Source organism: Actinomadura flavalba DSM 45200 (assembly GCF_000374305.1).
GTDB classification, from domain to species: Bacteria; Actinomycetota; Actinomycetes; order Streptosporangiales; family Streptosporangiaceae; genus Spirillospora; species Spirillospora flavalba.
The window spans coordinates 1-22,288 of sequence record NZ_KB894106.1 but is presented as its reverse complement, the minus strand read 5'-3'; the positions used below and the strand labels follow the sequence as shown (position 1 = coordinate 22,288).

Genomic DNA, 22,288 nt, shown 5'->3' with positions numbered 1-22,288 from the left:
TGCTGGTCGGGGTCAGGGACCCCGCCACCAATCAATCTCTCTCCCCCCGCGTAGGGGGTGGGGGTCCGAGCGTCACGCAGGGTGGTGATCGCCGGTGGGCCGACGTCTCACGCCCGCGCCCGAGCCCGAGCCGCGGCCGCCCGACCTGCGCGACGCCGTCGCCGAGGCCCTCGAGGAGATGCCGTGGCTGCGCCCGTCGGACCGCGCGGTGGCCGCGCTGGCGCTGCGGCAGGCCACCGAGATCGAGCGCGCGGCCGACCGTGCCGCCGAGCTTGCCGCGCTGCGCCGCGAGTTCGCCGGTGAGCAGCACGCGATGCAGCGGCTCAAGGCGCTGGAGGCCGAGTGCGAGGTGGCCAAGCTGGTGGGGTGGCTCGGCCCGCAGTTGCAGCTGACGCTGCGCGACCTGGGCGGTACCCCGGGCGCTCGGCGCAAGATCCAGCCCGAGAAGAAGGCGGAGGGTCGGCTTGCGCAGCTCCGCGCGGCTGCTGGGCAGCACGACGCCTAGGCTCTGGACGCCGCCGCTGGCCACCGGACCGTCGGGGCCGTGCGGGTGCGGGTGCGCGTTGACGCCGGCGACGTCGCTGGGGTTCTCGGCGATCGACTTCGCCGAGAACCCGGTAGGTGTGCCGCCGCTGCCGTGGCAGCGCTGGCTGCTGATCCACGCGCTGGAGCTGGCGCCCGGCGGCAAGTTCCGGTTCCGCACGGTGTTGATCATGGTGGCGCGGCAGAACGGCAAGACCACGATCATCGAGCTCAAGAACCTGTGGAAGATGTCGGTGCTGCAGGTGGGCCTGGTGCTCGGTACCGCGCAGGACCTCACGACCAGTGAGGAGTCGTGGGAGCACGCGGTGGAGATGTGTGAGGCCACCCCGGAGCTGGCGGCCGAGATCGCGCGCGTCGACAAGACCAACGGCAAGAAGACCCTCAAGCTGACCAACGGGGCGCGGTGGAAAGTGGCCGCACCGACCGGTGGTGCGGGCCGCGGCCTGGCCGTCGATGATGTGAACCTGGACGAACTGCGCCAGCATCACACCTATGCGGCCTGGGGCGCGGTCACCAAGACGACCATGGCGCGGCCGCGGGCGCAGATCTTCGCGTTCAGCAACGCCGGCGACGACCGCAGCGTGGTGCTGAACGAGCTGCAGAAGAAGGGCCGCGCGGCGGCCAAGCACCCGGCGGCGGCCGACCCGACGCTGGGACACTTCGAGTGGTCGGTGCCGGACGACGTAGCGTGCACGTGCGGGCGGCCCGACGATGCGCACACCGATGAGTGCCAGCTGGCCGACCGGCGGTTGTGGGCGATGGCGAACCCGTCGCTGGGCTACACGATCACCGAGCAGGCGCTGGCATCCGCGCTGAGCACTGACCCGGACGCGGTGTTCCGCACCGAGTGTCTGTGCCAACGAGTGCCGTCGCTGGCGCCGGACTGGTCGGTGATCGGTGAGGCGTCGTGGTCGGCGCTGGCCATCCAGCCGCCCAGCAAGCGTGCGATGCAGCCGATCGCGATCGGGGTGGACACCACTCCGGAGCGGTCGCACACCTCGATCGCGGTGGCGGGCGAGGTCGACGGCCGCCTGGTCGTGGAGGTCACCGAGCACCGGCGCGGGACGGCGTGGGTACCGGCGTGGCTGCAGACCAGGGTGGACATCTACGGGTACGAGGGCCGCGTGCCGGTGCCGGTCGTGATCGGCAAGAGTTCGCCGGCGTGGTCGCTCATTCCGGCGATCGAGGCCCTGGGCGTCGAGGTCACCAAGCCGTCCAGCGCGGATGAGGCGCAGGCCGCCGGGGCGTTCGCCGACGACGTCACCCCGGACAGCGACGGCGTCGTGGTCCTGGCACACCTGGACCAGCAGGTGCTGAACGACGCGGTGAAGGGCGCGGTGAAGGGCCCCGTCGGCGACGGCGCGTGGCGCTGGTCGCGGAAGAACAGCGCGGTCATCTCCCCGCTGGTCGCCGCGACCCTCGCCCGGTGGGGATACGAGACCCGCCCCCGCGAGACCAAGCCGCCCCCGGCGACCGCACGCCAGCCCGGCACCCAGCAGGGCGACCGAGCCGCCGACATGTTCCGGCCCGTGCAGCGACTGGTCCTGTGACCTGTGAGGAGACCCACGTGAAGATCACCGTGCACGTGCCGAGCGTTCCGCCCGGGGCGCTGTCCAACCTGGTCGGCCTGGCCGGTGTCGCCGCCGTGGTGGCGGCGGTGGGCGGGCTGACCGGCACCTGGTGGTGGTCGTTGCTCGCGGGCGGCCTGGCCGCCGTCGCGTTGGCCGCCCTCGCCCAGATCGGTGCCGAGCCCCCGACTGCGGCGGCCGCCGCGACGACGCCCCCGACGTCGCCTGCGGCCGCCGCTCCGCCCGCCCGCGAGCCCGAGCAGTCGCGGCCGCTGGCTGAGGAGTTCGACGCGGCCGAGCGGGCGGCGGCGCTGGCGCGGCTGAACGGCGCCCGCTGACGTGCGTAGCTGGTTCGCGCCCGCCCGCCGTCCCGCGCCCGCTCCCGTGCGGGCGGTCGAGGGGACGCTGGACACCGTCGTGGCCACCGGCGCCGCCGGAGGCGCGTGGGGCACCGACCCGATCGACAGCGACCGCGGCTGGCGCCCGGCGGGCAGCACCGGCCGCCAGGTGCCCGAGTGGACGCTGGAGAAGGCCCGGATCTACTCGACGGCGGCCTACCGGTCGAACCCCATGGCGACCGCCATCGTGGACACCTACACCTCGTTCTGTGTCGGCGACTCCGGGCTCACCGTGCAGGCCGCGAACCCGGACGTCGCGGCGGTGGCGGATGAGTTCTGGGCCGACCCGCGCAACGATCTGGCGGCCCGGCAGGAGCTGCTGTTCCGCTCCCACCTGATCATGGGCGAAAGCCTGTACGAGCTCATGACCGGCAAGGTCAGCGGAGTCGTGCGGTACGCGCCGCTGGACCCGGGCCGCATCCTCGGCATCGACCTGGACCGCGGGAACCCGCTGTGGCCCGCCCGGGTGCGGTTCGCGCAGAGCGATCGTGATGACCTGACCGTCGCGCAGGTGTCCGACGTGACCGGCCTGCGCACCGGCGACGCCATGTTTTGGCCGTCCTTCCAGGCCCTGGACACCGATGTCAGGGGTGCCCCCTTCTTGCTGTCGGTGTTGGACCAACTCGACAGCTTCGACACCATCCTGTCGAACTTGATCGACCGGACTGCGCTCGCCCGCTACCTGGTCTGGGACGTGACCGTGGACGGCGATCAGGACGCCGTGGATGCCTTCGTGTCGGCGCGCGGTGGGCTGCACGTCCCCCGCTCCGGATCGGTCGAGGTGCACAACTCGGCGGTGACGTGGGAGCCGCGGCACGTGCAGACCGGCGCCTACGAGGACAGCGCGGCCGCGCGGCAGATCCTCACCCAGGTCGCCGCCGGCAGCGGGCTCGCCAAGACTTGGCTAGCCGACCCCGAGGACAGCAACCGCGCGACCAGCGTGACGATGGCCGAGCCGGTGCGGCGCCGCGTCGGCGGCGTGCAGCGCATGTGGCTCGCCCGGCAGACCGAGTTCGTCCGGTTCGCGGTCGACCAGGCGGTGGCGGCGCGGCGGCTGCCGCGCACGGTGACGGCGACCGACCCGCGCACCGGCGCCGAGTGGCAGGTCCCGGCGGCGCAGGCCATCACGGTGACCGGCCCGGAGATCGCCGCCGCCGACGCGCAGCTCAACGCCCAGGTGCTACTCAATTTGTCCACGGGCTTGGAGAAGCTCGTGGAGGTGGGCGTCCTGTCCCGCGAGGCCGCCCGCGTCGCCGCCCGCAAGGCGTGGGAGAGCTACGTGGGCGTGCCGTACACCGCGGAGCTGGACGTCCCGGACGGAGACGCCGACGACCGCGACGAACTGGCGACCGCCATCGAGGAGGCCGCCGAAGCGCGACGCCGCGGCGGCCGCGACGCGGGCGCCGAGCGGCTGCACCACTACTGGACCAAGGGCAAGGGCCGCGCCAAGTGGGTGGGCAAACCGCACCCCTGGACGGAGCTGTACAAGCACCTGCTCAAGCACATGCACGGCGACGACGACCTGGCCCGCCGCACGGCGGCCACCTGGTACCACGACGTCCACGGCAAGTGGCCCACCGAAGGCCACCGACGATCGAAGGTGAGCACGTGATGAACGACGACATGCGGGCCGACATCGCCCGGGTCATGGGCATGAAGCCGTCCGAGATCCTGGCGGCCGAGGATCACGACCACGGGTGGCTGGTCACCACCCACGACGGCCAGCACACCTACGTCACGGCCGACGGCAGGGTCCACCCCTACGAGCCGGGCGGCCTCGTCCGCGCGGCGCGCACACAGACCGGCGTCCCCTACCAGCCGAGCGACCCGACGCCGAACCCGAAGCCGGGCCCGGTGCCGGGCGGCGAACCGACGCCGCCGCCGGTGGTGGACCCGGGGGCACCGGCGCAGCCGCCCAGCCCGATCCCGCAGGACCCCGAGGACCCCGCCGGTCTGCCGCCGGACGGGCCGGTCGAGCAGGTCCTCACCTGGGTCGGTGAGGACCGCGGCCGCGCCGAGACCGCCCTGGTCGCCGAGCAGCAGCGGCCCACCCCCCGCAAGTCCCTGATCACCCAGCTGCAGCAGATCATCAGGGACTGATCACGATGACCATCGGGCACGATGCCACCCGGTGCGGCGGCCCCGCCCTCTGCCAGGAGTGCGCGCAGGCCGCCGCGACCGAAGCGTTCAACGCCTCACAGGGGCAGGGTCGGCAGGAGGTGACGTGCCCGAACTGCGGCCACCGCTTCGTCCCGGACGCGCCCATCCGGGCGACCGAGGCTGCGGCCCCGTCGGCGCCGGCGTCGACGGCTGAGACCGTCGCCGCCGTCGAGGCCCTCGTCAACGGCCGAATGTCGTTCAGCGACATCGGCGACGCCGTCCAGAGCGCGCTGCGGCAGCGTCTCGCCGCAGAGCACCAGGGCCGCTACGCCTGGGTCGGGCTGGTCGACCTCACCGCGTCCGACGTCGTGTACGCCCCACACGTCGACGGACAGGACCGCACCGGCCTGCCGACGCTGAACGAGTGCTCGTACTCGATCACCGAGACCGGCGAGGTCACCCTGGGCACGCCCCGCCAGGTCGTCCGGTCCTACGCCCCCGCACCTGCCTCGGCCGACGACGGCGACGGCGACGGCGGCCAGGCCGCAACCGAGAGCGAGCGGGTGAGGCACTTCGGCCGCGTGGTCGAGGCGCTGGACGACGACCCCGACGGCGGCAGGGTGTTCAGGGTCCGCATCCTGGCCTACGGCACTTCGAGGAACGGTCGCCGCTACACCGAGTCGGTGATGAGCGAAGCCGCCCCGATGTACGAGGGCGCCCGCGCGTACGACCACCACCGCACCGCCGAGGAGATGCAGTCCTCCACGATCGCGGGCCTGGTCGGCTACTACCGCGACGTGGAGGCGGAAGCGGACGGCCTGTACGGCGACCTGCACCTGCTGCCCTCGGCGGTGCATGCGGCCGAGGCGCTGGACGCCACCCTGGCCGCGCAGGAACGCGGCCTCCCGCCGCTGCTGGGCGTCTCCCACGACGTCATGGCGCACTACCGGCCCGTCATGTCCGGCGGCCGCCGCGTCCAGGAGGCCACCGCCATCGCCCGCGTCCACTCAGCGGACCTGGTCGCCGACCCCGCCGCCGGCGGGCAGGCGACCCGCATGGTCGCCGGCGGAACCGACGACCCCACCACCACGGGCACGCAGCCCGACGACACCCAGGAGGACGACGTGCCCCCGACCCCGAAGGACGTCCTCGCCGCGCTGCGCGAGGCCACCGCCGACGACCTCGCGTCCGTGGGCCTCGTCCGCGCGCCCGAGGCCGACCCGCCGACCACGCCGCCCGCCCCGGCGCCGACGCCCGCGACCGAGAACGAGCAGGGCGGTCAGCAGGGCGAGCGGGCGACCGAGTCCACGCCCAAGACGGGCTGGCTCGCCGCCGCGATGATCCGCGCGAAGGTGTCCGACGCGGGCCTGCCCGAGGCCGTCACCGAGTCGCTGACCGAGGCCCTGCCCGACCGCATCACCGAGGCCGACGTGGACCGCAGCATCGCGGCCCTGAAGGCGACGCTCGGCACGATCGAGCGGGCCGGTCTCGCGCCGACGACCGGCAACGTCCAGGTCACCCAGGAGGCGCGGGACAAGAAGATCGCCGCGCTCGACTCGTTCTTCGCCGGCAACTTCGTCGAGGGCTACCGCAGCTTCCGGCAGGCATGGTCGGACTTCACCGGGCACCGGCCCGGCGCCTGGGACGAGGACATCGCCAAGCGGATCATGCGCGAGTCCGTCGGGTCCTACGACTCCGGCGACCGCCTGGTCCGCGACGGCGACGCCGTCCGGCTGCGCGAGGCGATGGACACGGCGACGTGGAACCTGGTCCTGGGCGACTCCATTACGCGCCGCATGGTCGCCGAGTACGCGCGCCCGGACCTGGGCACCTGGCGCCAGATCGTCAGCTCGATCGTGCCGGTGAACGACTTCCGGACGCAGCGCATCGACCGGATCGGCGGGTACGGGCTGCTGCCGAGCGTGCCCGAGGGCGCGCCGTACCAGCCGCTGACCTCGCCGCCCAACGAGGAAGCCAACTACCAGCTCGGGAAGAAGGGCGGCACCGAGAGCATTACGTTCGAGATGATCGCGAACGACGACATCCGCGCGATCTCCCGCATCCCGGCCAAGCTCGGCCTGTCGGCGTCCCTGACCCTCTACAGGTTCGTGTGGGACTTCCTGGTCTTCAACGCCGCCACCTCCTACGACGCCACGGCGCTGTTCCACGCCAACCACAACAACACCGGTAGCAGCGCGCTGTCGCACTCCGCGCTGAGCACCGTCCGCGCGGCGATGCGCCGCCAGGCCAGCTACGGAGACGCCGTCGACATCCTGTCGATCGTCCCGCAGACGCTCGTCGTGCCCGCCGGTCTGGAGGACCTGGCGTGGCAGATCGCGACGTCGGCGGTCGCGATCCCCGGCAGCGGCTCGTCGTCGGACCTGCCGAACATCCACAACCGGATGAACCCCCCGGTCGTGATCGACTACTGGACCGACCCCAACGACTGGTTCACCATCGCCGACCCCTCGCGCGTCCCGACGATCGAGATCGGGTTCTACGGCGGCCGCCAGGACCCGGAGCTGTGGACGCAGTCCGACCCGTCGATCGGCTCCATGTTCGACGCCGACAAGATCACCTACAAGCTGCGGCACATCTACGGCGGCACGGTCCTGGACCACCGCGGGTTCTACCGCAACGTCGTCGCCTGACCCTGAGCCGCCGTGTCCCCGGGGCCGTCATCCTCGCCGTCCCCGGGGGCGCGGCCCCACCGGACCCCACCGATCCCGGACCGCTCCGGACCGGACCACTCGTCCCAATGACCTGTTCAGGGAGATGACACAGATGACCCAGATGCGAGAGATCCGCGGCGACCACGCCGTGACGATCGCCGTCCCGGCGGCGGCCGCCGGCTCGGCGGTCGGCGGCGCGTGGATCGCGCCGTTCCGCGCCCGCATCGCCGCCGCCCGGTGGGTGCCCGGCGGCGCCATCACCGCCCACGCCACCAACTACGCCACCCTCAGCTTCCGCAACCGGGGCGCCGCCGGCGCCGGGTCGGTGCAGTGGGCGACCGCCCGGTCCTACGCCTCGGGAAACGGGGCGCTCTCGACGCCGGAGACGCTGACGCTTTCGGGCACCGCGGCGAACTTGGAGGTCGCCGAGGGCGACGTCCTGGCGGTCGAGGTGACCCACTCGGGTACGGGTCTGGCGCTGCCCGGCGGCGCGGTGCTGCTGACGCTGCGGTCGCTGGGCTGATGGGGCGCGTGATGGTCACCGCCGTGGGCGTGACCGGCGCCGACCAGGTCGTGTCCACGACCGGCGCCGTCTACGCCGGATACGCCCTGACCGCCACCGGCGGGCAGGCCGCCACCGTCAAGATCTGGGACAACCCGGCGACGGGTGCTGGCGTGCTGCTCGACGTCGTGCAGCTCGCGTCGGGTGAGACGGCGTCGACGTTCTACCCCGGCGGCATCCGCGCCGCGACCGGCATCTACGTCGACGTGACGGCCGGTGCGGTCGAGGGCAGTGTCCGGATCGCGTGATGGGACTGGCCCGGGTGCAGCGCACCCTGCCCGCGCGGCTCACGCACCAACTCGAAGTCGGCGAGGAACTGGTCGACGCCGACGGGCCGGTCACCGTCACCGTCACCGACGCCGACGGCGACGTCCTCGCCGAGGAGACCGCCGCCCGTACGGCCCTGGGAACCTACTCCGTTGTGCTGTCGGGCCAGCCCGACCTCGGCGTCCTCACCGCCACGTGGTCGGCCGACGTCACCGGCTCGGCGATCACGATGACCACGCACGTCGAGGTGGCCGGCTCGTTCTTCTTCACCCTGGCCGCCGGACGCACCAGCGACGAGAGCCTGGCCGACGTCGACCGGTACCCGGCGTGGCTGCTGGAGCGGGCGCGGCTGGAGACCGAGGCCGAGGCCGAGGCGATCTGCGACCGCGCGTTCGTGCCGCGCGGCGTTCGCATCGTCGCCGACGGGACCGGGGACGGGCAGCTGGTGCTGTCCCATCCGGACCCGGGCCGCACCATGGCGCACGTCCGCCGGATCGTCGCCGGCACCGTCACCGCCTACCCGGGCGCGGTCCCGCGCGTGCTGCCCTCGTGGGAGCTGGCGGCGTTGACCGTCGGCGACGACGCCACCGTGCGGCGGCCGCCGGGCCACGTCTGGCCGCGCGGCCGCGGCAACGTCGTCCTGGACGTCGAGTACGGCCTGGACACCCCGCCGCCGGATCTCGTCAGGGCGGCGTTGGTCGCGTTCCGCGCCCGCGTCCACCAGCCGCGCAGCAGCATCCCTGACCGGGCGAGCTCGTTCACCTCGTCCGAAGGCGGGACGTACCGGCTCGACATGCCGGGCGCCACCAAGACCGGCATCCCGGCGGTCGACTCGGTGTACGCGCGGTACTCGCGCCGGTCGACGTCGGGGCCCGGCGGCCGCAAGGTCGCCGCGTCCCGGACGATGGACTACGACCCGCAGCGCGGCTCGCTGTTCCACGGCGGCCGCCGATGATCCCCGGCGTCGACGTCGTCGCCGTCAAGCGCGCCGTCATCGCCGTCGCGGCCGCGCTCGCCGACGGCGGTCCCCTGGACGGCGTGCAGGTCGCCTACGCCTGGCCGGGACGGCGGATGGACCGCGAGTGCGTGCACGGCGGCGCGATGGACTGGGAGACCTCGCCGGCCAGCCTCGCCAACGGCGAGGACGTCGCGCTCGTCATGGACGTGCACATCGTCATCGTCCGGCCCGGCGGCACCGTCGAGGAGACCGACGCGCGCGCCGCCGAGCTCGGCGCCGCCCTGGCCGCCGCGGTCCACGCCGATCCGTCGCTGGGCGGTCAGCCCGGGGTCCTGGACGCCGCGGTGGTCGGCGGCGACCTGGACCACGGCGCCGACGACGACAGCGCGACCAGCGTCCTGACGCAGCGGATACGCGTCGGCTGCTACCAGCAGTAACCACTCCGCGCCCGCTGCGGGCGCACCATCCACAGGGAGATGCGCATGACCGTGAACAGTCGCGTCGCGCTGGATCTGATGGCGCTGCTGACCGGCGCCCACGATTTCAGCCCGCCGTCGGCCCAGATGCAGATCGCGCGATCCTGGCCGCTGGCGCCCGGCACCGGTGCCCGCCAGGCCGACCGCGTGTTCTCCGACCGCCGCACCCTGGCCGCGTCGGCGTCGGAGAACCTCGACCTGGCGGGCGTGCTGACCGACGCGTTCGGCGCCGTGCTCACCTTCGCGCGCGTCCGCGCGCTGATGATCGCGGCCTCGGCCAGCAACACCAACGCCGTCGTGGTCGGCGGCGCGGCCTCGAACGCGTGGGCGACGCCGTTCGGCGACGCCTCCGACAAGGTCAACGTCCGGCCCGGCGGCGCGCTGCTGCTCGTCGCGCCCGACGCCACCGCCTACGCCGTGACCGCCTCCACCGGCGACGTGCTGCAGGTCGCCAACGGCGGATCGGGCACCGGCGTCACCTACGACGTGGTGATCCTGGGGGCCAGCGCATGAACACCGAGCGCATGAACACCGTTCGCCTGCATCACCCCGGGATCGACGCCTACTACGACGCGCCGGAGTCCGCAGCCGGTGTCCTGGCCCGCTCCGGATGGGTGCCGGCCGACTCCGCCGTGCCCATCGTCACCACCCCGCCCGCCCTGCCGCCCGCCCCGCAGGACGACCCACCCAGCCCGCGCCGCGTTCGGCGCGGCAGCACGGAGGAGAAGTAGATGGCGCCGCCGCCGCTGAACCCGCACACCCGCTACGTCGCCAAGGGCCGCACCAAGTGCTACTGGGTGCCGTTCATCGCGAACATCCTGGCGCCGACGCGCACCGAGATCGACGCCGGGATCGACCTGTCGCCGCAGCTCATGTCCGCTGAGGGCTGGCAGATCGAGTCCGAGGCCGCGCCGACGCCGAACCTGGCGACCGAGTTCACCGGGTCGATCCCCGCCGGCACGAGTGCGGAGGACTCGTCCATCACGATGTACCAGGACCGCAACGGGCAGGACGTCCGGCAGGTGCTGCCGCGCGACACCCCCGGCAACATGGTGTGGATGCACGGCGGCGACATCCCGGGAAACCCGACGATGGACGTGCACCCGGTGCGGATCGGCAGCCTGGGCAAGCCGGTCACCCTGGACGCCGAGGCATCGTCCATCCAGGTCAACTGCAACATCACCGACGAGCCCGCCGAGAACCTGGTCATCCCCGCATGACCGGCGAGCCGGGTCCGGAGTAGATCGTGGACCAGGACCTGCTCGCGGTCCACGGCGCCGAGCAACTGCGGCGCCTGGCCCGCGACCTGCGCAAGATCGAGGGCGGCAAGGAGATCCGCCAGCAGATGGTCCGCGAGATGAAGGACGCCGCGCGTCAGCTCGCCGCCGCCGAGAAGACGGCCGTGCTGGCGTTGCCCTCGCGCGGCGAGAACGCGCGGCGCGGACGGCGGTCGCTGCGGCGGGCGATGGCGACCGCGACCGTGGCGCAGGTCCGCAGCAGCGGTGACCGGGCCGGCGTCAACGTGCGCATCAACCCCAAGCGGATGCCGCCGGGCCAGCACAACCTGCCCGCCTACCTGAACGACGAGCCCGGCTTCGGGCGGCTGCGGCACCCGGTGTTCGGGACCGATACCTGGGTGCAGCAGGCACCCACTCCGTGGTTCTACGCGACCGCCGCGCCCTACGAGCGCGTCACCCAACAACGGCTGCTGGCGATCCTGGACGGGGTCGCCGCACAGATCGAGCGAGGATGATCATGAGTAAGGCGCCTGACGACAAGCCGTTCGACTTCAACCTGGACTCGGTCCGGGTCGAGAAGGATCTGCGGCCGTTCCGGTTCCGCTACGACGGCCAGCGGTTCGAGATGGCGCACCGCGAGACGCTCGACCAGATCAAGATGATGGAGGCGGTCGAGGCCGCCGGTGAGGCCGGGGGGACGCTGGCGTCGCTGCGCCTGGCCCTGGGCGACGACCAATGGCGGGAACTGCGCAAGATCGGCCTGCGCGGCACGCAGCTGCAGAAGCTGTCGGACGCCTACGACGCGTTCTGCGGCACGACCACGGGGGAATCGCCGGCCTCTACGGACTCCTGACCGAGTTCGGCGAGGCCGTCGACTTCGACCTTCGGTCCCTCTGGCCCGGCTACCGGCTCGCCGACCTGTGGGAGCCGCCCGCCGGGCGGCTCACCCACCGGGCCCTGATCTCCTTCATCTGCCATCTGCCCCGCAGCTCGGCGACGTTCCGGGCGGTGAACGGCGAGGCGTCGCTGTGGTCGCCCGAGATGTGGCGGCTGACCGACCTGGCCGACCTGATCAAGGCGGGGAACTGGCAGCGGGGCGGCGGCCGCGGGCAGCGGCCCAGGCCCGAGCGCCGCCCGAGCATCCCGCAACGCGCTGACGACCACGACGACGATCCGGACGGCTAGCCGTTCAGGCGCCGAGGGGGTGAGCCGTGGCCCGCTCGGTGATGCTCAACCTGATCGGCAACAACCGCACCTCGGCGGCGTTCCGCGGCGTCGCGCGGGACGCCGACCGTACCGCGGACCGCGTGGACCACCTCGGCGGCCGCGCCGACAGCACGTCGGGCAAGCTCTCGGGCCTGGGCCGCGTCGCCTCGGCCGTCGGCCCTCGGCTGCGCGGCGCGGCCAGCGGGACGACGGCGCTGGTCGCCGGGCTGGTCGCGGTGGCACCCGCCGCGCAGGCCGCTACCGCGGCCGCCGTCGCGGGCGCTGGCGCGATGGTCGCCGCGTTCGGCGCGGCCGGTGTCGCCGTCGGCGCGTTCGCCGCGGCCGCCGGGCCACAGTTGGGCGCGGTCGGTGAGGCGGTCAAGGCGGCGGAGAAGGGCAGCGCCGAGTACGCCGCGGCGCTGGCCAAGCTGTCACCCGCCTCGCGGGAGACGGCCAAGGCCCTGATGGGCCTCAAGCGTGAGCACCGCGAATGGTCCGACGCGCTGTCGGCCGACACCATGCCGGTGTTCACGCGCGGGATCAACGTGCTGCGCGTCCTGATGCCCAAGCTCGGCGGGCTGGTGTCCTCGGCCGCCGACTCGCTGCACGACTTCATGGGGCAGCTCGGCCGCGACGTCAAGTCCCGGTCGATGGACCGGTTCCTCGGCCGCCTGGAGGACGCGTCCCGCAAGGTTCTGCCGCCGCTGCTGCGGTCGGTCCGCAACGTCGCCGCCGGACTGGCCGGCGTGGTCGACGCGTTCCTGCCGCACGCGCCCGGCATGGCCCGCGGCGTGGAGAGCCTCACCGCCCGGTTCGCCCGGTGGGGGCAGAGCCTGCGCGGCTCCGAACGCTTCGCGGCGTTCATGGACTACGTGCGGGCCCACCTGCCCGCCCTGTCCACGACGTTCGGGAACCTGGTCCAGATCGTCGTCAACCTGGCCACGGCGTTCGCGCCGATGAGCGGGCTGTCGCTAGAACTGGTCAAGGGGTTCACGGCCATGCTGGCGGCGTTGCCGCCGCCGGTCGTCACCGCGCTGGCGACCGCGTTCGTCGCGGTGACCGCGGCGCTGCGGATCTGGATCCCGCTGCAGACCGCGCTGAACGTGCTGCTGTCGGCCAACCCGATCGGATTGGTCGTCCTGGCCGTGGCCGGACTGGTGACCGGGCTGGTCCTGGCCTACAAGCACTCGGAGACCTTCCGCCGCATCGTCGACGCCGCGTGGAAGGGCGTGCAGGGCGCGGTGTGGACGGCGTGGACGCAGTTCATCCAGCCCGCTCTGCGCGGGATGGGCCGCGGGCTGCGCGCGGTGCGCGACGCGTGGACCGAGGTCTGGGACAACCACCTGCGCGGCGCGGTCGCCGAGGCCGGCGTGTGGTGGCGCGAGAGTCTGGTGCCCGCGCTGGACGGCATCGCCGACGCGCTGAGCGGCGTTGCCGACAAGGCGGGATCGGTCGCCGAGAAGCTCGGCCTGGTCGGGTCAGGGTTCGACGGCGCGAAGAGAGGCGGCAACGACTTCCTGTCGTGGAGCACGCTGTGGGGTGCCGCGATCGGGGCGGCGTTCATGGGCCCGCTCGGCGCGATCGTGGGCGCGGTGGTCGGCGGGTTCTGGCCCCAGCTCAAGCAGGGGTTCAGCGACGGCTGGTCCAACGTGCGGGGCGGCATCACCGGCCACTACGACTGGTGGAAGCGGCAGAGCGCCACCAAGGGCCGCGAAATCGTCACGGCCACCGGCGTCATGCTCGCGCAGCTGCGCGAGCGGCTGTTCGGCGGGCTGCCGCCCCTGCGCGCGAGCTGGTCGAGCCTGTGGAACTGGATGATCGGGTTCACCCGCAACGCCAAGGACGTCGTGCTCGACGTCGTGCATCAGCTGACCAGCGGCGTCCGCACCTCGACCTCCCGCGGCGTCGACGCGATGAAGTCGGCGTGGAGCCGCCTGCCCGGCGCGGTGAAGATCCCCGTGAACTGGGTCATCGAGCGGGGATACAACGCCGGAATCCGGCGGCTGTGGAACCGGGTGATGTCCTGGCTGCATCTGCCCGGGGGGCTGCAGCTGGGCGAGATCCCGGCGCTGGAACGCGGCGGCACCCTGGCCAACCCCGCCCCGGCGCGGCCGATGAAGACCCGCGGTGCGATGGCGATCGTCGGCGAGGGCCGCAAGGCGTGGCCGGAGTACGTGATTCCGACCGATCCCCGCTACCGCGACAGGGCGCGCGGCCTGTGGGCGGCCGCGGGCGGCGACCTGCAGATGCTGGAGCGCGGCGGCGTCCTGGGCGACGTCCTGGGCGGCATCAAGCGCGCCGCCGGGAAGATCCTCGACGTCGGGCGCGGCGGCCTGGCGCTGCTGGACGACCCCCGCCGGATCTGGGACCAGCTCACCAAGACCATGGTCCCCGACGCCGGTGGGCTGGCCACCGACGCCTGGGGCACCGGAATGTCCCGCGTGCCGCAGGCGCTGCTGGCCCAGGCGTGGACCGCGGCTGACGCGATCATCCGCGCGTTCAAGGACGGCTTCGGCGGTGGTGGCGGTGCGGGCGGCGTGGTCCGCGCGGCCCGCACCCAGATCGGCGTCCCCTACGTCTGGGGCGGCACCGCGTGGGGACGCGGTCTGGACTGCTCCGGGCTGACGCAGGGCGCCTGGCTGCGCGGCGGGAAGCAGCAGATCACCCGCACGACCTACACCCAGCGCGCCCACATGAAGACCATCGCGGGCCCCCGCCCCGGCGCGGTCGGCCAGCCCCACGCCGGGCACACCTACCTGGCCAGCCGCGTGCAGGGCGGCAAGGTCTGGGTGGTCGAGGCCCAGCGCACCGGCACCCGCATCAGCGAGCACCTGCTGACGCGGCCGACGCCGTGGTGGGGGTGGCCGCCGGGCCTGGCGACCGGCGGCGTCCTGGGCCGCCTGATCACCCCCGTCGGCCGCGACCTCCTCGGCCGCCGGTTCGTCGCCGGTACCGACCGCGACGGCCTGGCCAAGGCCCTCGGGGTCGCGGGCGACCCGGGCGGGATCTTGCCCGGGTACGGGCCGCTCGGCGCGATCCGCACCGCAACCTACGATCGCGGCGGGCTGCTGCAGCCCGGGTGGACGCTGGCGTTCAACGGCACGGGCGTCGCCGAGCCGGTCGTGGCGATGGCCAAGGGCGGCCTGGTCCCCGGGACCACGCCGTTCTCCGGGCCCACCACGTCGCGGACGGCGCGGGCCAAGGCCGGGGCCGCGCTGCGGTCGGCGCTGCCCGGCGCGCTCGGCGACGCGGGCAAGCTGACCGCGTGGTTCGCGGACCTGAACAAGCAGATCCGGGCTGCGTTCGGCGGCGCCGCCGAACGCAGCCTGCTGAAGTGGTCGAGCAGCATCCAGAAGGCGATGAGCGCCGCCGCCGCCAGCGCGTCGCAGGTCGCCTCGCAGATCGCGGCCGCCAAGGAGTTCGCGGGCAGCGTCACCTCGGCCGCCAAGGAGTTCGCGAACCTGTCGGGCCTGTCGGCCAAGGGCACCGCCGGCGACATCGTCGCGGGCCTGTCCGACCGCGCCGCCGCCCTCACCGGGTTCGATCAGCAGATCGCCCAGCTGGGGCGGCGCGGCCTGAACAAGAGCCTGCTGGGCCAGATCATCGGGATGGGAGCGGGCGAGGGCTCCAAGGTCGCGGCCGCGCTCCTGGCCGGGGACCAGAACACCCTCAACCGCGCCAACCAGCAGCAGCTGCGCATCGACTCCATCGCGACCAAGCTGGGCCTGACCTCGGCCGACGCCATGTTCGACTCCGGCGCCAAGGCGTCGCAGGGGTTCCTGACCGGCCTGTACGGGCGCCAGGCCGAGCTGAACAAGCTGATGGACCAGCTCGGCGGACGGCTCGGCGCCGGAGTCGCCAAGGCGTTCGGGCTGCCCGCACCCGGCAAGAAGCCCGCGCTCATCCCCGTCACCAAGCCGGGCCCAGCCCCGTCCAAGAAGCCCGCGCTCATCCCGGGCAAGATCCGGATCGCCAAGTTCGACAGCGGCGGCATGCTGCTCCCGGGCGCGACGCTGGCGATCAACGAGACCCGCCGCCCCGAACCGGTGTTCACCAGCATGGACGCGGCGGCGCAGTACGCCGCGGACGGGGCGCCGACCATCGTGATCGAGAACCTGAACGTCAACCACGTCCCGGGCTACTCCACCCCCCAGGACCTGCAGCACGGCATCGCCCAGGCCGAGCGCGAGCTGCGCCGCCACCGCCGCAGCTGACCCACCCGTTCCCGAGGAGGTGTTCGTGCCGATCCTGGCCGGCGTTCCCACGCCACCACCGCCGCCGGTGCCCTCACGCCGTCCACGGCGGCCGCCCAAGCGCATCATCTGGACCTCGACCACCGGCGACGTGCTCGACCTCACCGGCGGAATGGGCTACGAGATCATGCCGGGCCGATCCGGGTTCGGCCTCGGACCGCGGGAGAACGTCCACGACCCCGACCCCGACGGCGGCGCGCAGCTGCGCGCGATCGTGGACCAGGTCCGCCTCATGGCCGTCCCGCTGGCCGTCCGCGGATCCACCCCGGAGGAGTACCTGGAACGGCGGGCCCGGCTGCACGCGGCGATGCGGCACCGCCGCGGCGGCGTCGACGTCCCCGGCACGCTGACCGTCGAGCTGCCCGACGGCACCCGCCGCCACATCCTGGCCTTCTACAACGACGGCCTGGACGGCGAGGAGGACGTGCTGGACGACGTCATCCTGACCTACCAGCAGTACCCGCGGTTCGAGCTGCTCGCGATGAAGCCGTGGTTCACCGGGGACGAGACCGTCGCCCAGTCCTGGACGTCGGACGCAGGCGTGCCCTGGCTCGGGGCGCTGCCGCTGCGGCTGTCTCCGGCTGCGGTGCTGGGCGAGGTCACCGTGGTCGTCCCGGGCGACGCCGACGCCTACCCCGTGTGGACGATCACCGGCCCCGGTGCGCCGATCGCCCGCAACCTCACCACCGGCCGCGAGTGGGTGTGGAAGCCCGCCGAGCCGATCGCCAGCGGCCGGACGGTCACGATCGACACCCGCCCGTCCGAGCTCACCGTGGTCGATGACCTGGGCAACGACCTGTACACGCAGCTGGAGCCCTACCCCGACCTGTGGGAGCTGGAGCCCGGCGTGAACAACCTGCAGATCGAGATCACCGACTCCACCGCCGGATCGTCGGCCGGACTGCACGCGCAGGTGCGGTGGCAGGCGGGATGGTGACCGGCCCCCTGGACCCCGGCACGGCCGCCGGCACCGGGCAGGCCGCCGGGATCCGCACGTTCCTGCGCGGCTCCACCCTCGCCCTGGCCGGAGAGATCCGCGGCTGGACCCGCCTACAGGTCTCCCTGCTCTACCGGCGCGCCGGATCCTGGCTGATCGAAGGGCCCGCCGACGGACCGCTGTCGCGCATGGAGCCCGGCATGGGCCTCATCGTGGTCGACCACCGCGGCATCCCGATCTGGGATCCCGACGGTGTCCTGATCTCCGGTGACCTGGACACCCAGGGGCCCTGGTCGTGGTCGGCCGAGGGCGGCGCCGCCGGTGGCGGCACCCTCCAGCTGACCGGCGGCGACGACCTGCAGGTGGTCGCCGACGAGCTCGCGTTCCCCGTGCCGACCGCGCCGGTGTCCTCGCAGACCGCCGCCGCCTACGACGCCCGCAGCGGCACCGCCGAAGCCGTCATCAAAGCGTTCGTCGCGGCGAACGTCGGGGCGGCGCGGCACGCGAGCCGAGGCGACGCCGACGTGCCGAACGCCCGGACCCTGACCGTGGCGACCAACCAAAACCGCGGGTCGGCCACCTCCTTCCAGGCCAGGTGGGATCCGCTGATGGACATCGTCCGGCAGCTCGGCTCCACCAGCACGCCCGAGCTGGGCGTCCGCGTCACCCAGTCCCCAGGCGGGCCGCTGACGTTCGAGGTGTACGAGGCCGTCGACCGGTCCGACACCGTCGTGTTCTCCCCGCGCCGGGGCCTGCGCTCGGCGACCGTCCAGCGTGCCGCGCCCACCGCCACGCACGTCGTCGTCGCCGGCGCCGGTGAGGGGTCGGTGCGCGCGTTCCGCGAGCGCCGCGACCTCGCCGCGGCGCAGCAGTGGAGACGGATCATCCGCACGTTCGTGGACGCGCGCCAGACCGATGTGCCCGCCGAGCTCGACGCCGCGGGCGACGAGGAGCTAGCGCGCGGCCGCCGCACCGGCGTGATGGCCGCCACCGCCATCGACCACCCGCGCTGCCGGTTCGGCCGCCACTTCACCCTCGGCGACTGGGTCACCGTGCTGGCCCCGTCCGGCGTGGCCTACGTCGAGCAGGTCACCGGCGCCACGATCACTGTCACCGACAAGGGCCGCGACCCCACCCAGCTCATCCTCGGCAACCCCGACGGCGCCGAGGACACCCCCGAATCCTGGGCCAAGGCCGACCGCGCCTTGGACCTCATCGGCGCGCTGCAAAGGAGGTACTGAGTGACCGAGATCAGCGGACCGTTCGACGCCGGCGAAGGCGCGAGCCTGACGGAAGCCGACTGGGAGCTGATGCTGCAGGAGCTCGTGGACGGCGTCATCGGCGTGCCCGGCTCCAGCGCGCTGGCCGTCACCGCCACCGGCACCCGCGGCGTCAGCCTGGCCACCGGCAACTCCCTGGCCCGCGCCCACTGGTACAAGAACACCGCCGCCAAGACCTACTTCTCCGACTCCAACCCCGCCGGATCGGCGCGCGTCGACCGGCTGGTGCAGCGCGTGGACCGGACGGCGAACACCGTGCGGTCGGTCCTGGTGAAAGGCACGGCGGGGGCGGGCGCACCGGCGCTGACCTCGACCACGACCGTGACCGACCGGCCGCTGTGGCGCTGGACCATCGCCCCGGGCGCCACCGCGATCTCCGGCCTGGTCGACGAGCGCCAGTGGATCGGATCGCTGATCCGGCCCTGCACGTCCGGCAACCGCCCGTCCGGCCCGCGCCCCGGGCAGATGGCCTACGAGACCGACACCGGCCGGTGGATCGGCTACACCGGCACGACCTGGAAGATCCTGCACGGCGACACCGACCCCGTCGCCCTGCCCGTCAGCTGGACGACCGTCTGGGTCTCGGCCGGAACGATGGAGGCGCAGATCCTCGGCGGCCTCATCGTCGGCACGGTCGAGGTCACCCGGATCGGCAGCACCTATTCCCGGCTCGACAGCGACGGGTCGCTGCTGACCGTGCTGCCCCCCGCCGTGCGCCCCGGCAAGTACCGGTACTGGACCGCCCAGGCCACCGGCTCATCCACCAGCGGCGGCGTCACCGTGCGGATCATGTTCAACCCCACCAACGGCGAGGTTCGGCTCGGCGCTGCCGACGCCGACATCCCCGTGGGCCGCCACATTCGTTTCTCCTTCTCCATCGCGCCGTAGGGGGCCTTGTGACACGACACATCTTCGGTGGCGGTCCGGCCGACTGGACGTTCCTGGTCGGCGGCGACGGCGTCACCCCGCAGCTGTACTCGGTCGAGCTGACGCTGTGGTCCGCGCAGACCGCCGGCGAGCAGTACACAGACCTGCTCTCCGCATCCGGCGCAGCCATCACGACCGTGACCAGCAGCGACGGCAGCGTGCTCCCGCTCGGGACGATCCCGCCGTTCTTCGGACCGGACCGCCCCGACGGCCAGGACGTCACCGTGCTGTGGGCCGACGCCGGTACCGGATCACGGCTGGCCCTGCAGGCCAGCACCGCGGCCGCGCTCGCCGCCCAGGCCCGCACCCTGGCCACCCAGGCGCAGGCCACCGCCCAGGCCGCCCTCGCCGCCGCCGGGTCAGGCGGTGGTGGCGGCGCGGTCGCGAGCGTCAACGGGCGGGCGGGCAACGTGATCCTGGACGCCGCCGCGGTGAGCGCCGTCCCCACCGGCGGCGGCGGCATCATCCGCGTCGCCGAGGGCGACACCACCACCCGGGCCCTGGCCGTCCGCATCCCGGCGGGCAACCGCGCGACGGCGCCGGACACGATCGCGATCGAGCTGAACGTGGGCACCGCCGAGGCACCGGTCTGGCGCCGGGTCACGTTCGTCAACGAGTACGGGCTGCCCCGGGTCATCGCCGCCACCCCCGCCGACGTCATGCTGCGCCTCAAGCTGTACGGGCCGTCGCACAGCGCGGACGCCTTCCAGCTGACCGACCTGGACAACAACCCGCTGGCCGGGCTTCGCGCGGACGGCCGCTGGTACGGGCCGAACGTAGGCAACGCGAGGCTGAACCAGGGGATGAGCCAGCCCGCGTCCCCCTCGGTGGGAGACGTGTGGGTGGACCGCACCGCGTCCCCGCCGGTGCTGCGGACGTGGACCGGCGCGCAGTGGGTCATCGTCGCCGCCGCGACGGGCGGTGAAGCACCCGCGCCGCCGGCCGCGGCGCCCGCGTTCATGGCCAAGACCCAGCTGTACGCGAACGCCACGACGTTCACTCCGACGATGCCCGCGGCCGACACGGTCCTGGCGTGCCTGTCGTGGGGCACCGCCGAGGCGCCGACGGTCCCGGCGGGATGGACGCTGGTCTCCGAGCTGGTCACCTCGGCGGCCCGGTCGGGGATCTGGGTCGCGTCCGGATCGGTCTCCACGCTGACGTGGAGCTGGGCCACGGCGACGAAGGCGTCCGGGGTACTGGCCGGGTACGAGGCGTGCAGCGTGGGAGCCGTGGTCGAGGCCGCCGAGACGCTGGTGGACAACATCCACACCGCACCGGCGGTCGCGGCGGCGGTCGCGCCCGTGCGGGCGGTCCGCGTCTGGTGGGACAAGGCGTCCACCACCACCGGCGTCTCGCTGCCCGGTGGCGTCACCTCCCGCGCGGTGCAGTACGGCACCGGCGGCGGCGCGCCGTCGATCGCCGTAGGCGACGAGCTGGTTTCGGCGACCGGCACCGTCCCGGCGCGCGACGCGACGTTCACGCCGGCGAACTCGGCGCAGTCCGGCGGGCACTCGATCCTGCTCGTCAAGACCTGACAGAGGGTGACAGCTTGTGGAGTCCATCGACGCTGCGCGCGGTGCGCGAGATCGTCCGCGACCTGGTGTTATTGGCCGTTGGGTCTTTCGGGATCTTGTGGCAGCAGATCACCGGCGACTACAACGTCACCCTGCTGATCGTCTTCACGGGCATGGTCGGGGTGCCCGGTGGTCAGGGCCTGCTGCGCCTGGTCCTGCGCGCGGCCGCAGTCGAAGCGGAGCAACAGCAGTCCGTGCCGGGATCGCCGTCGTCTCCGCCGCCCTCACCGCCTGGGGCGCCTGGGCCGTGATCGAAGCGGTCAGCCGGTGACGGGGCCGGTTCGCCGCGCGCAGCTCGTTCGCACCGCCGCCTCGATCGCGGCGTCGCTGCTGCTGCTCGGCGTCTGGGTGGTCGTCTACACCGCCCACGCCCAGCGCGAGGCCGACCGCCGCTGGTGCCGCACCCTGGCGGCGCTCGACTCCCCGGATGCACCCGCGACCACACCGCGCGGCCGCCGCGTCCAGGAGGAGATGCAGCGCCTGCGCACCGACTTCGGGTGCCGGTGACGCGCCCTGCCCGCCCCTCCGTCGCTGTCGGCCTGGCCCCCGCCACCCGAGCGGCCGATCACCCCCGCCGGCCGCGAGGTCCTGGCCGTGGTCGACCGGCTCGCGCGGCTGCCCGCTCTGACCGCACCTCAGATCGCCGCCCTCACGTTCGCCCATTTCACGGGAGATCAGCATGGACATCGTCAGCCGTAGCCAGTGGGGCGCCGCCCCACCCCGGTCCCGAGTCACCACCACGTGGTCGGCCCGACGCTACTTCGTCGTGCACCACAGCGAGGGGCCGATCACCCAGACCGTGAAGTCCATCCAGTCCTTCCACATGCGCTCCACCCGAAGCGGCGGCCGCGGCTGGAGCGACATCGGATACAACTTCCTGGTCGACCACACCGGCCGTATCTACGAGGGCCGCGGCTGGACCGTCGTCGGCGCGCACGCCACCGGCTACAACACCACGGGCATCGGCGTCTGCGTCATCGGCCGCGACGGCACCGACATCACCGCCGCCGCCCGACGCGCCGTGCGGTGGTTGTACGACGAGGCGGCCCGGCGCGCCGGCCGCCCGCTCGCCGCCCGCGGCCACGGCCAGCTCGTGCCGTCGGACTGCCCCGGGGACACGCTGCGCGCGTGGATCCGCGACGGCATGCCCGCCACCGGCGCCGCACCGGCGCCGTCATCCTGGATGGAGAAGGCTGTGAAGAACCTGCCCCAGCTCAAGCGCGGCTCGACCGGTGAGGCCGTGCACACCCTGCGCGGTCTCCTGCACGCCCGCTCCCACCAGGAGATCGGCCCCGTGGAGGGCGGCTTCGACGCCAAGGTCGAGGCGGC

24 protein-coding genes are annotated in these 22,288 nt (G+C 73.4%); all 24 read left to right on the top strand.

Annotated features, from left to right (window positions below; all coding sequences use genetic code 11):
- Positions 1-94 precede the first annotated feature (94 nt).
- Positions 95-505, top strand: coding sequence for a terminase small subunit (locus C229_RS0128150; protein WP_018658469.1), 411 nt, complete (start codon positions 95-97; stop codon positions 503-505).
- Positions 465-2,093 carry a hypothetical protein gene (locus C229_RS0128145; RefSeq protein WP_033424887.1) on the top strand — a complete coding sequence of 543 codons (1,629 nt, stop codon included), beginning with the start codon at positions 465-467 and terminating at the stop codon, positions 2,091-2,093. The genes C229_RS0128150 and C229_RS0128145 overlap by 41 nt, the downstream gene beginning before the upstream one ends.
- A 17-nt stretch (positions 2,094-2,110) precedes the next feature.
- Positions 2,111-2,449 carry a hypothetical protein gene (locus tag C229_RS32090; protein ID WP_018658467.1) on the top strand — a complete coding sequence of 113 codons (339 nt, stop codon included), beginning with the start codon at positions 2,111-2,113 and terminating at the stop codon, positions 2,447-2,449.
- 1 nt (position 2,450) lies between these two features.
- Positions 2,451-4,121 carry a hypothetical protein gene (locus C229_RS0128135; protein ID WP_205624569.1) on the top strand — a complete coding sequence of 557 codons (1,671 nt, stop codon included), beginning with the start codon at positions 2,451-2,453 and terminating at the stop codon, positions 4,119-4,121.
- Positions 4,121-4,609 (top strand): cell envelope integrity TolA family protein, encoded by a 489-nt coding sequence (locus tag C229_RS32085; protein ID WP_033424886.1) that lies wholly within the window; start codon positions 4,121-4,123, stop codon positions 4,607-4,609. The genes C229_RS0128135 and C229_RS32085 overlap by 1 nt, the downstream gene beginning before the upstream one ends.
- A 5-nt stretch (positions 4,610-4,614) precedes the next feature.
- On the top strand, positions 4,615-7,260 hold the full coding sequence (locus tag C229_RS0128125) for a phage major capsid protein (RefSeq protein WP_018658465.1): 2,646 nt from the start codon (positions 4,615-4,617) through the stop codon (positions 7,258-7,260).
- A gap of 133 nt (positions 7,261-7,393) precedes the next feature.
- A complete protein-coding gene (locus C229_RS0128120; protein ID WP_018658464.1) occupies positions 7,394-7,804 on the top strand; it encodes a hypothetical protein in 411 nt (136 codons plus the stop codon).
- Positions 7,804-8,091, top strand: a complete 288-nt coding sequence (locus C229_RS0128115) for a hypothetical protein (protein WP_018658463.1) — start codon at positions 7,804-7,806, stop codon at positions 8,089-8,091. The genes C229_RS0128120 and C229_RS0128115 overlap by 1 nt, the downstream gene beginning before the upstream one ends.
- The gene (locus tag C229_RS0128110) at positions 8,091-9,065 is read left to right on the top strand and encodes a hypothetical protein (RefSeq protein WP_018658462.1); all 975 of its coding nucleotides are present in this window, start codon (positions 8,091-8,093) and stop codon (positions 9,063-9,065) included. The genes C229_RS0128115 and C229_RS0128110 overlap by 1 nt, the downstream gene beginning before the upstream one ends.
- Positions 9,062-9,505, top strand: coding sequence for a hypothetical protein (locus tag C229_RS0128105; RefSeq protein ID WP_018658461.1), 444 nt, complete (start codon positions 9,062-9,064; stop codon positions 9,503-9,505). Before C229_RS0128110 ends, C229_RS0128105 begins: the two co-directional genes overlap by 4 nt.
- A gap of 45 nt (positions 9,506-9,550) precedes the next feature.
- Complete coding sequence (locus C229_RS0128100; protein ID WP_018658460.1) at positions 9,551-10,057, top strand: hypothetical protein; 507 nt, start codon at positions 9,551-9,553, stop codon at positions 10,055-10,057.
- A gap of 11 nt (positions 10,058-10,068) precedes the next feature.
- Entirely contained in the window at positions 10,069-10,275 is a 207-nt protein-coding gene (locus C229_RS0128095; RefSeq protein WP_155885098.1) for a hypothetical protein, read from the top strand.
- Positions 10,276-10,764 carry a phage tail tube protein gene (locus C229_RS0128090; RefSeq protein ID WP_018658458.1) on the top strand — a complete coding sequence of 163 codons (489 nt, stop codon included), beginning with the start codon at positions 10,276-10,278 and terminating at the stop codon, positions 10,762-10,764. It abuts the gene before it with no gap.
- A 26-nt stretch (positions 10,765-10,790) separates the two neighbouring features.
- Entirely contained in the window at positions 10,791-11,297 is a 507-nt protein-coding gene (locus C229_RS0128085) for a hypothetical protein (RefSeq protein ID WP_018658457.1), read from the top strand.
- Between the two features lie 2 nt (positions 11,298-11,299).
- Positions 11,300-11,635, top strand: coding sequence for a hypothetical protein (locus C229_RS0128080; protein WP_155885097.1), 336 nt, complete (start codon positions 11,300-11,302; stop codon positions 11,633-11,635).
- Between the two features lie 155 nt (positions 11,636-11,790).
- Positions 11,791-11,967, top strand: a complete 177-nt coding sequence (locus C229_RS34575; RefSeq protein WP_018658455.1) for a hypothetical protein — start codon at positions 11,791-11,793, stop codon at positions 11,965-11,967.
- Between the two features lie 26 nt (positions 11,968-11,993).
- Complete coding sequence (locus tag C229_RS36130; RefSeq protein WP_018658454.1) at positions 11,994-16,202, top strand: NlpC/P60 family protein; 4,209 nt, start codon at positions 11,994-11,996, stop codon at positions 16,200-16,202.
- 25 nt (positions 16,203-16,227) lie between these two features.
- A complete protein-coding gene (locus C229_RS0128065) occupies positions 16,228-17,178 on the top strand; it encodes a phage tail family protein (protein ID WP_026314233.1) in 951 nt (316 codons plus the stop codon).
- Positions 17,175-18,419, top strand: coding sequence for a Gp37-like protein (locus C229_RS0128060; protein ID WP_169513879.1), 1,245 nt, complete (start codon positions 17,175-17,177; stop codon positions 18,417-18,419). Before C229_RS0128065 ends, C229_RS0128060 begins: the two co-directional genes overlap by 4 nt.
- The gene (locus C229_RS0128055) at positions 18,420-19,346 is read left to right on the top strand and encodes a hypothetical protein (protein WP_018658451.1); all 927 of its coding nucleotides are present in this window, start codon (positions 18,420-18,422) and stop codon (positions 19,344-19,346) included. It begins immediately after the preceding gene.
- Positions 19,347-19,354: 8 nt separating this feature from the next.
- A complete protein-coding gene (locus C229_RS34570; protein WP_018658450.1) occupies positions 19,355-20,920 on the top strand; it encodes a hypothetical protein in 1,566 nt (521 codons plus the stop codon).
- Between the two features lie 41 nt (positions 20,921-20,961).
- Positions 20,962-21,210: a hypothetical protein gene (locus C229_RS0128045; RefSeq protein WP_018658449.1), complete on the top strand. Its 249-nt coding sequence runs from the start codon at positions 20,962-20,964 to the stop codon at positions 21,208-21,210.
- A 16-nt stretch (positions 21,211-21,226) separates the two neighbouring features.
- Positions 21,227-21,466: a hypothetical protein gene (locus C229_RS0128040; RefSeq protein WP_018658448.1), complete on the top strand. Its 240-nt coding sequence runs from the start codon at positions 21,227-21,229 to the stop codon at positions 21,464-21,466.
- Positions 21,467-21,638: 172 nt separating this feature from the next.
- Positions 21,639-22,288: N-acetylmuramoyl-L-alanine amidase (locus tag C229_RS32075; RefSeq protein WP_018658447.1), on the top strand; the 650-nt coding region annotated here is incomplete at its 3' end.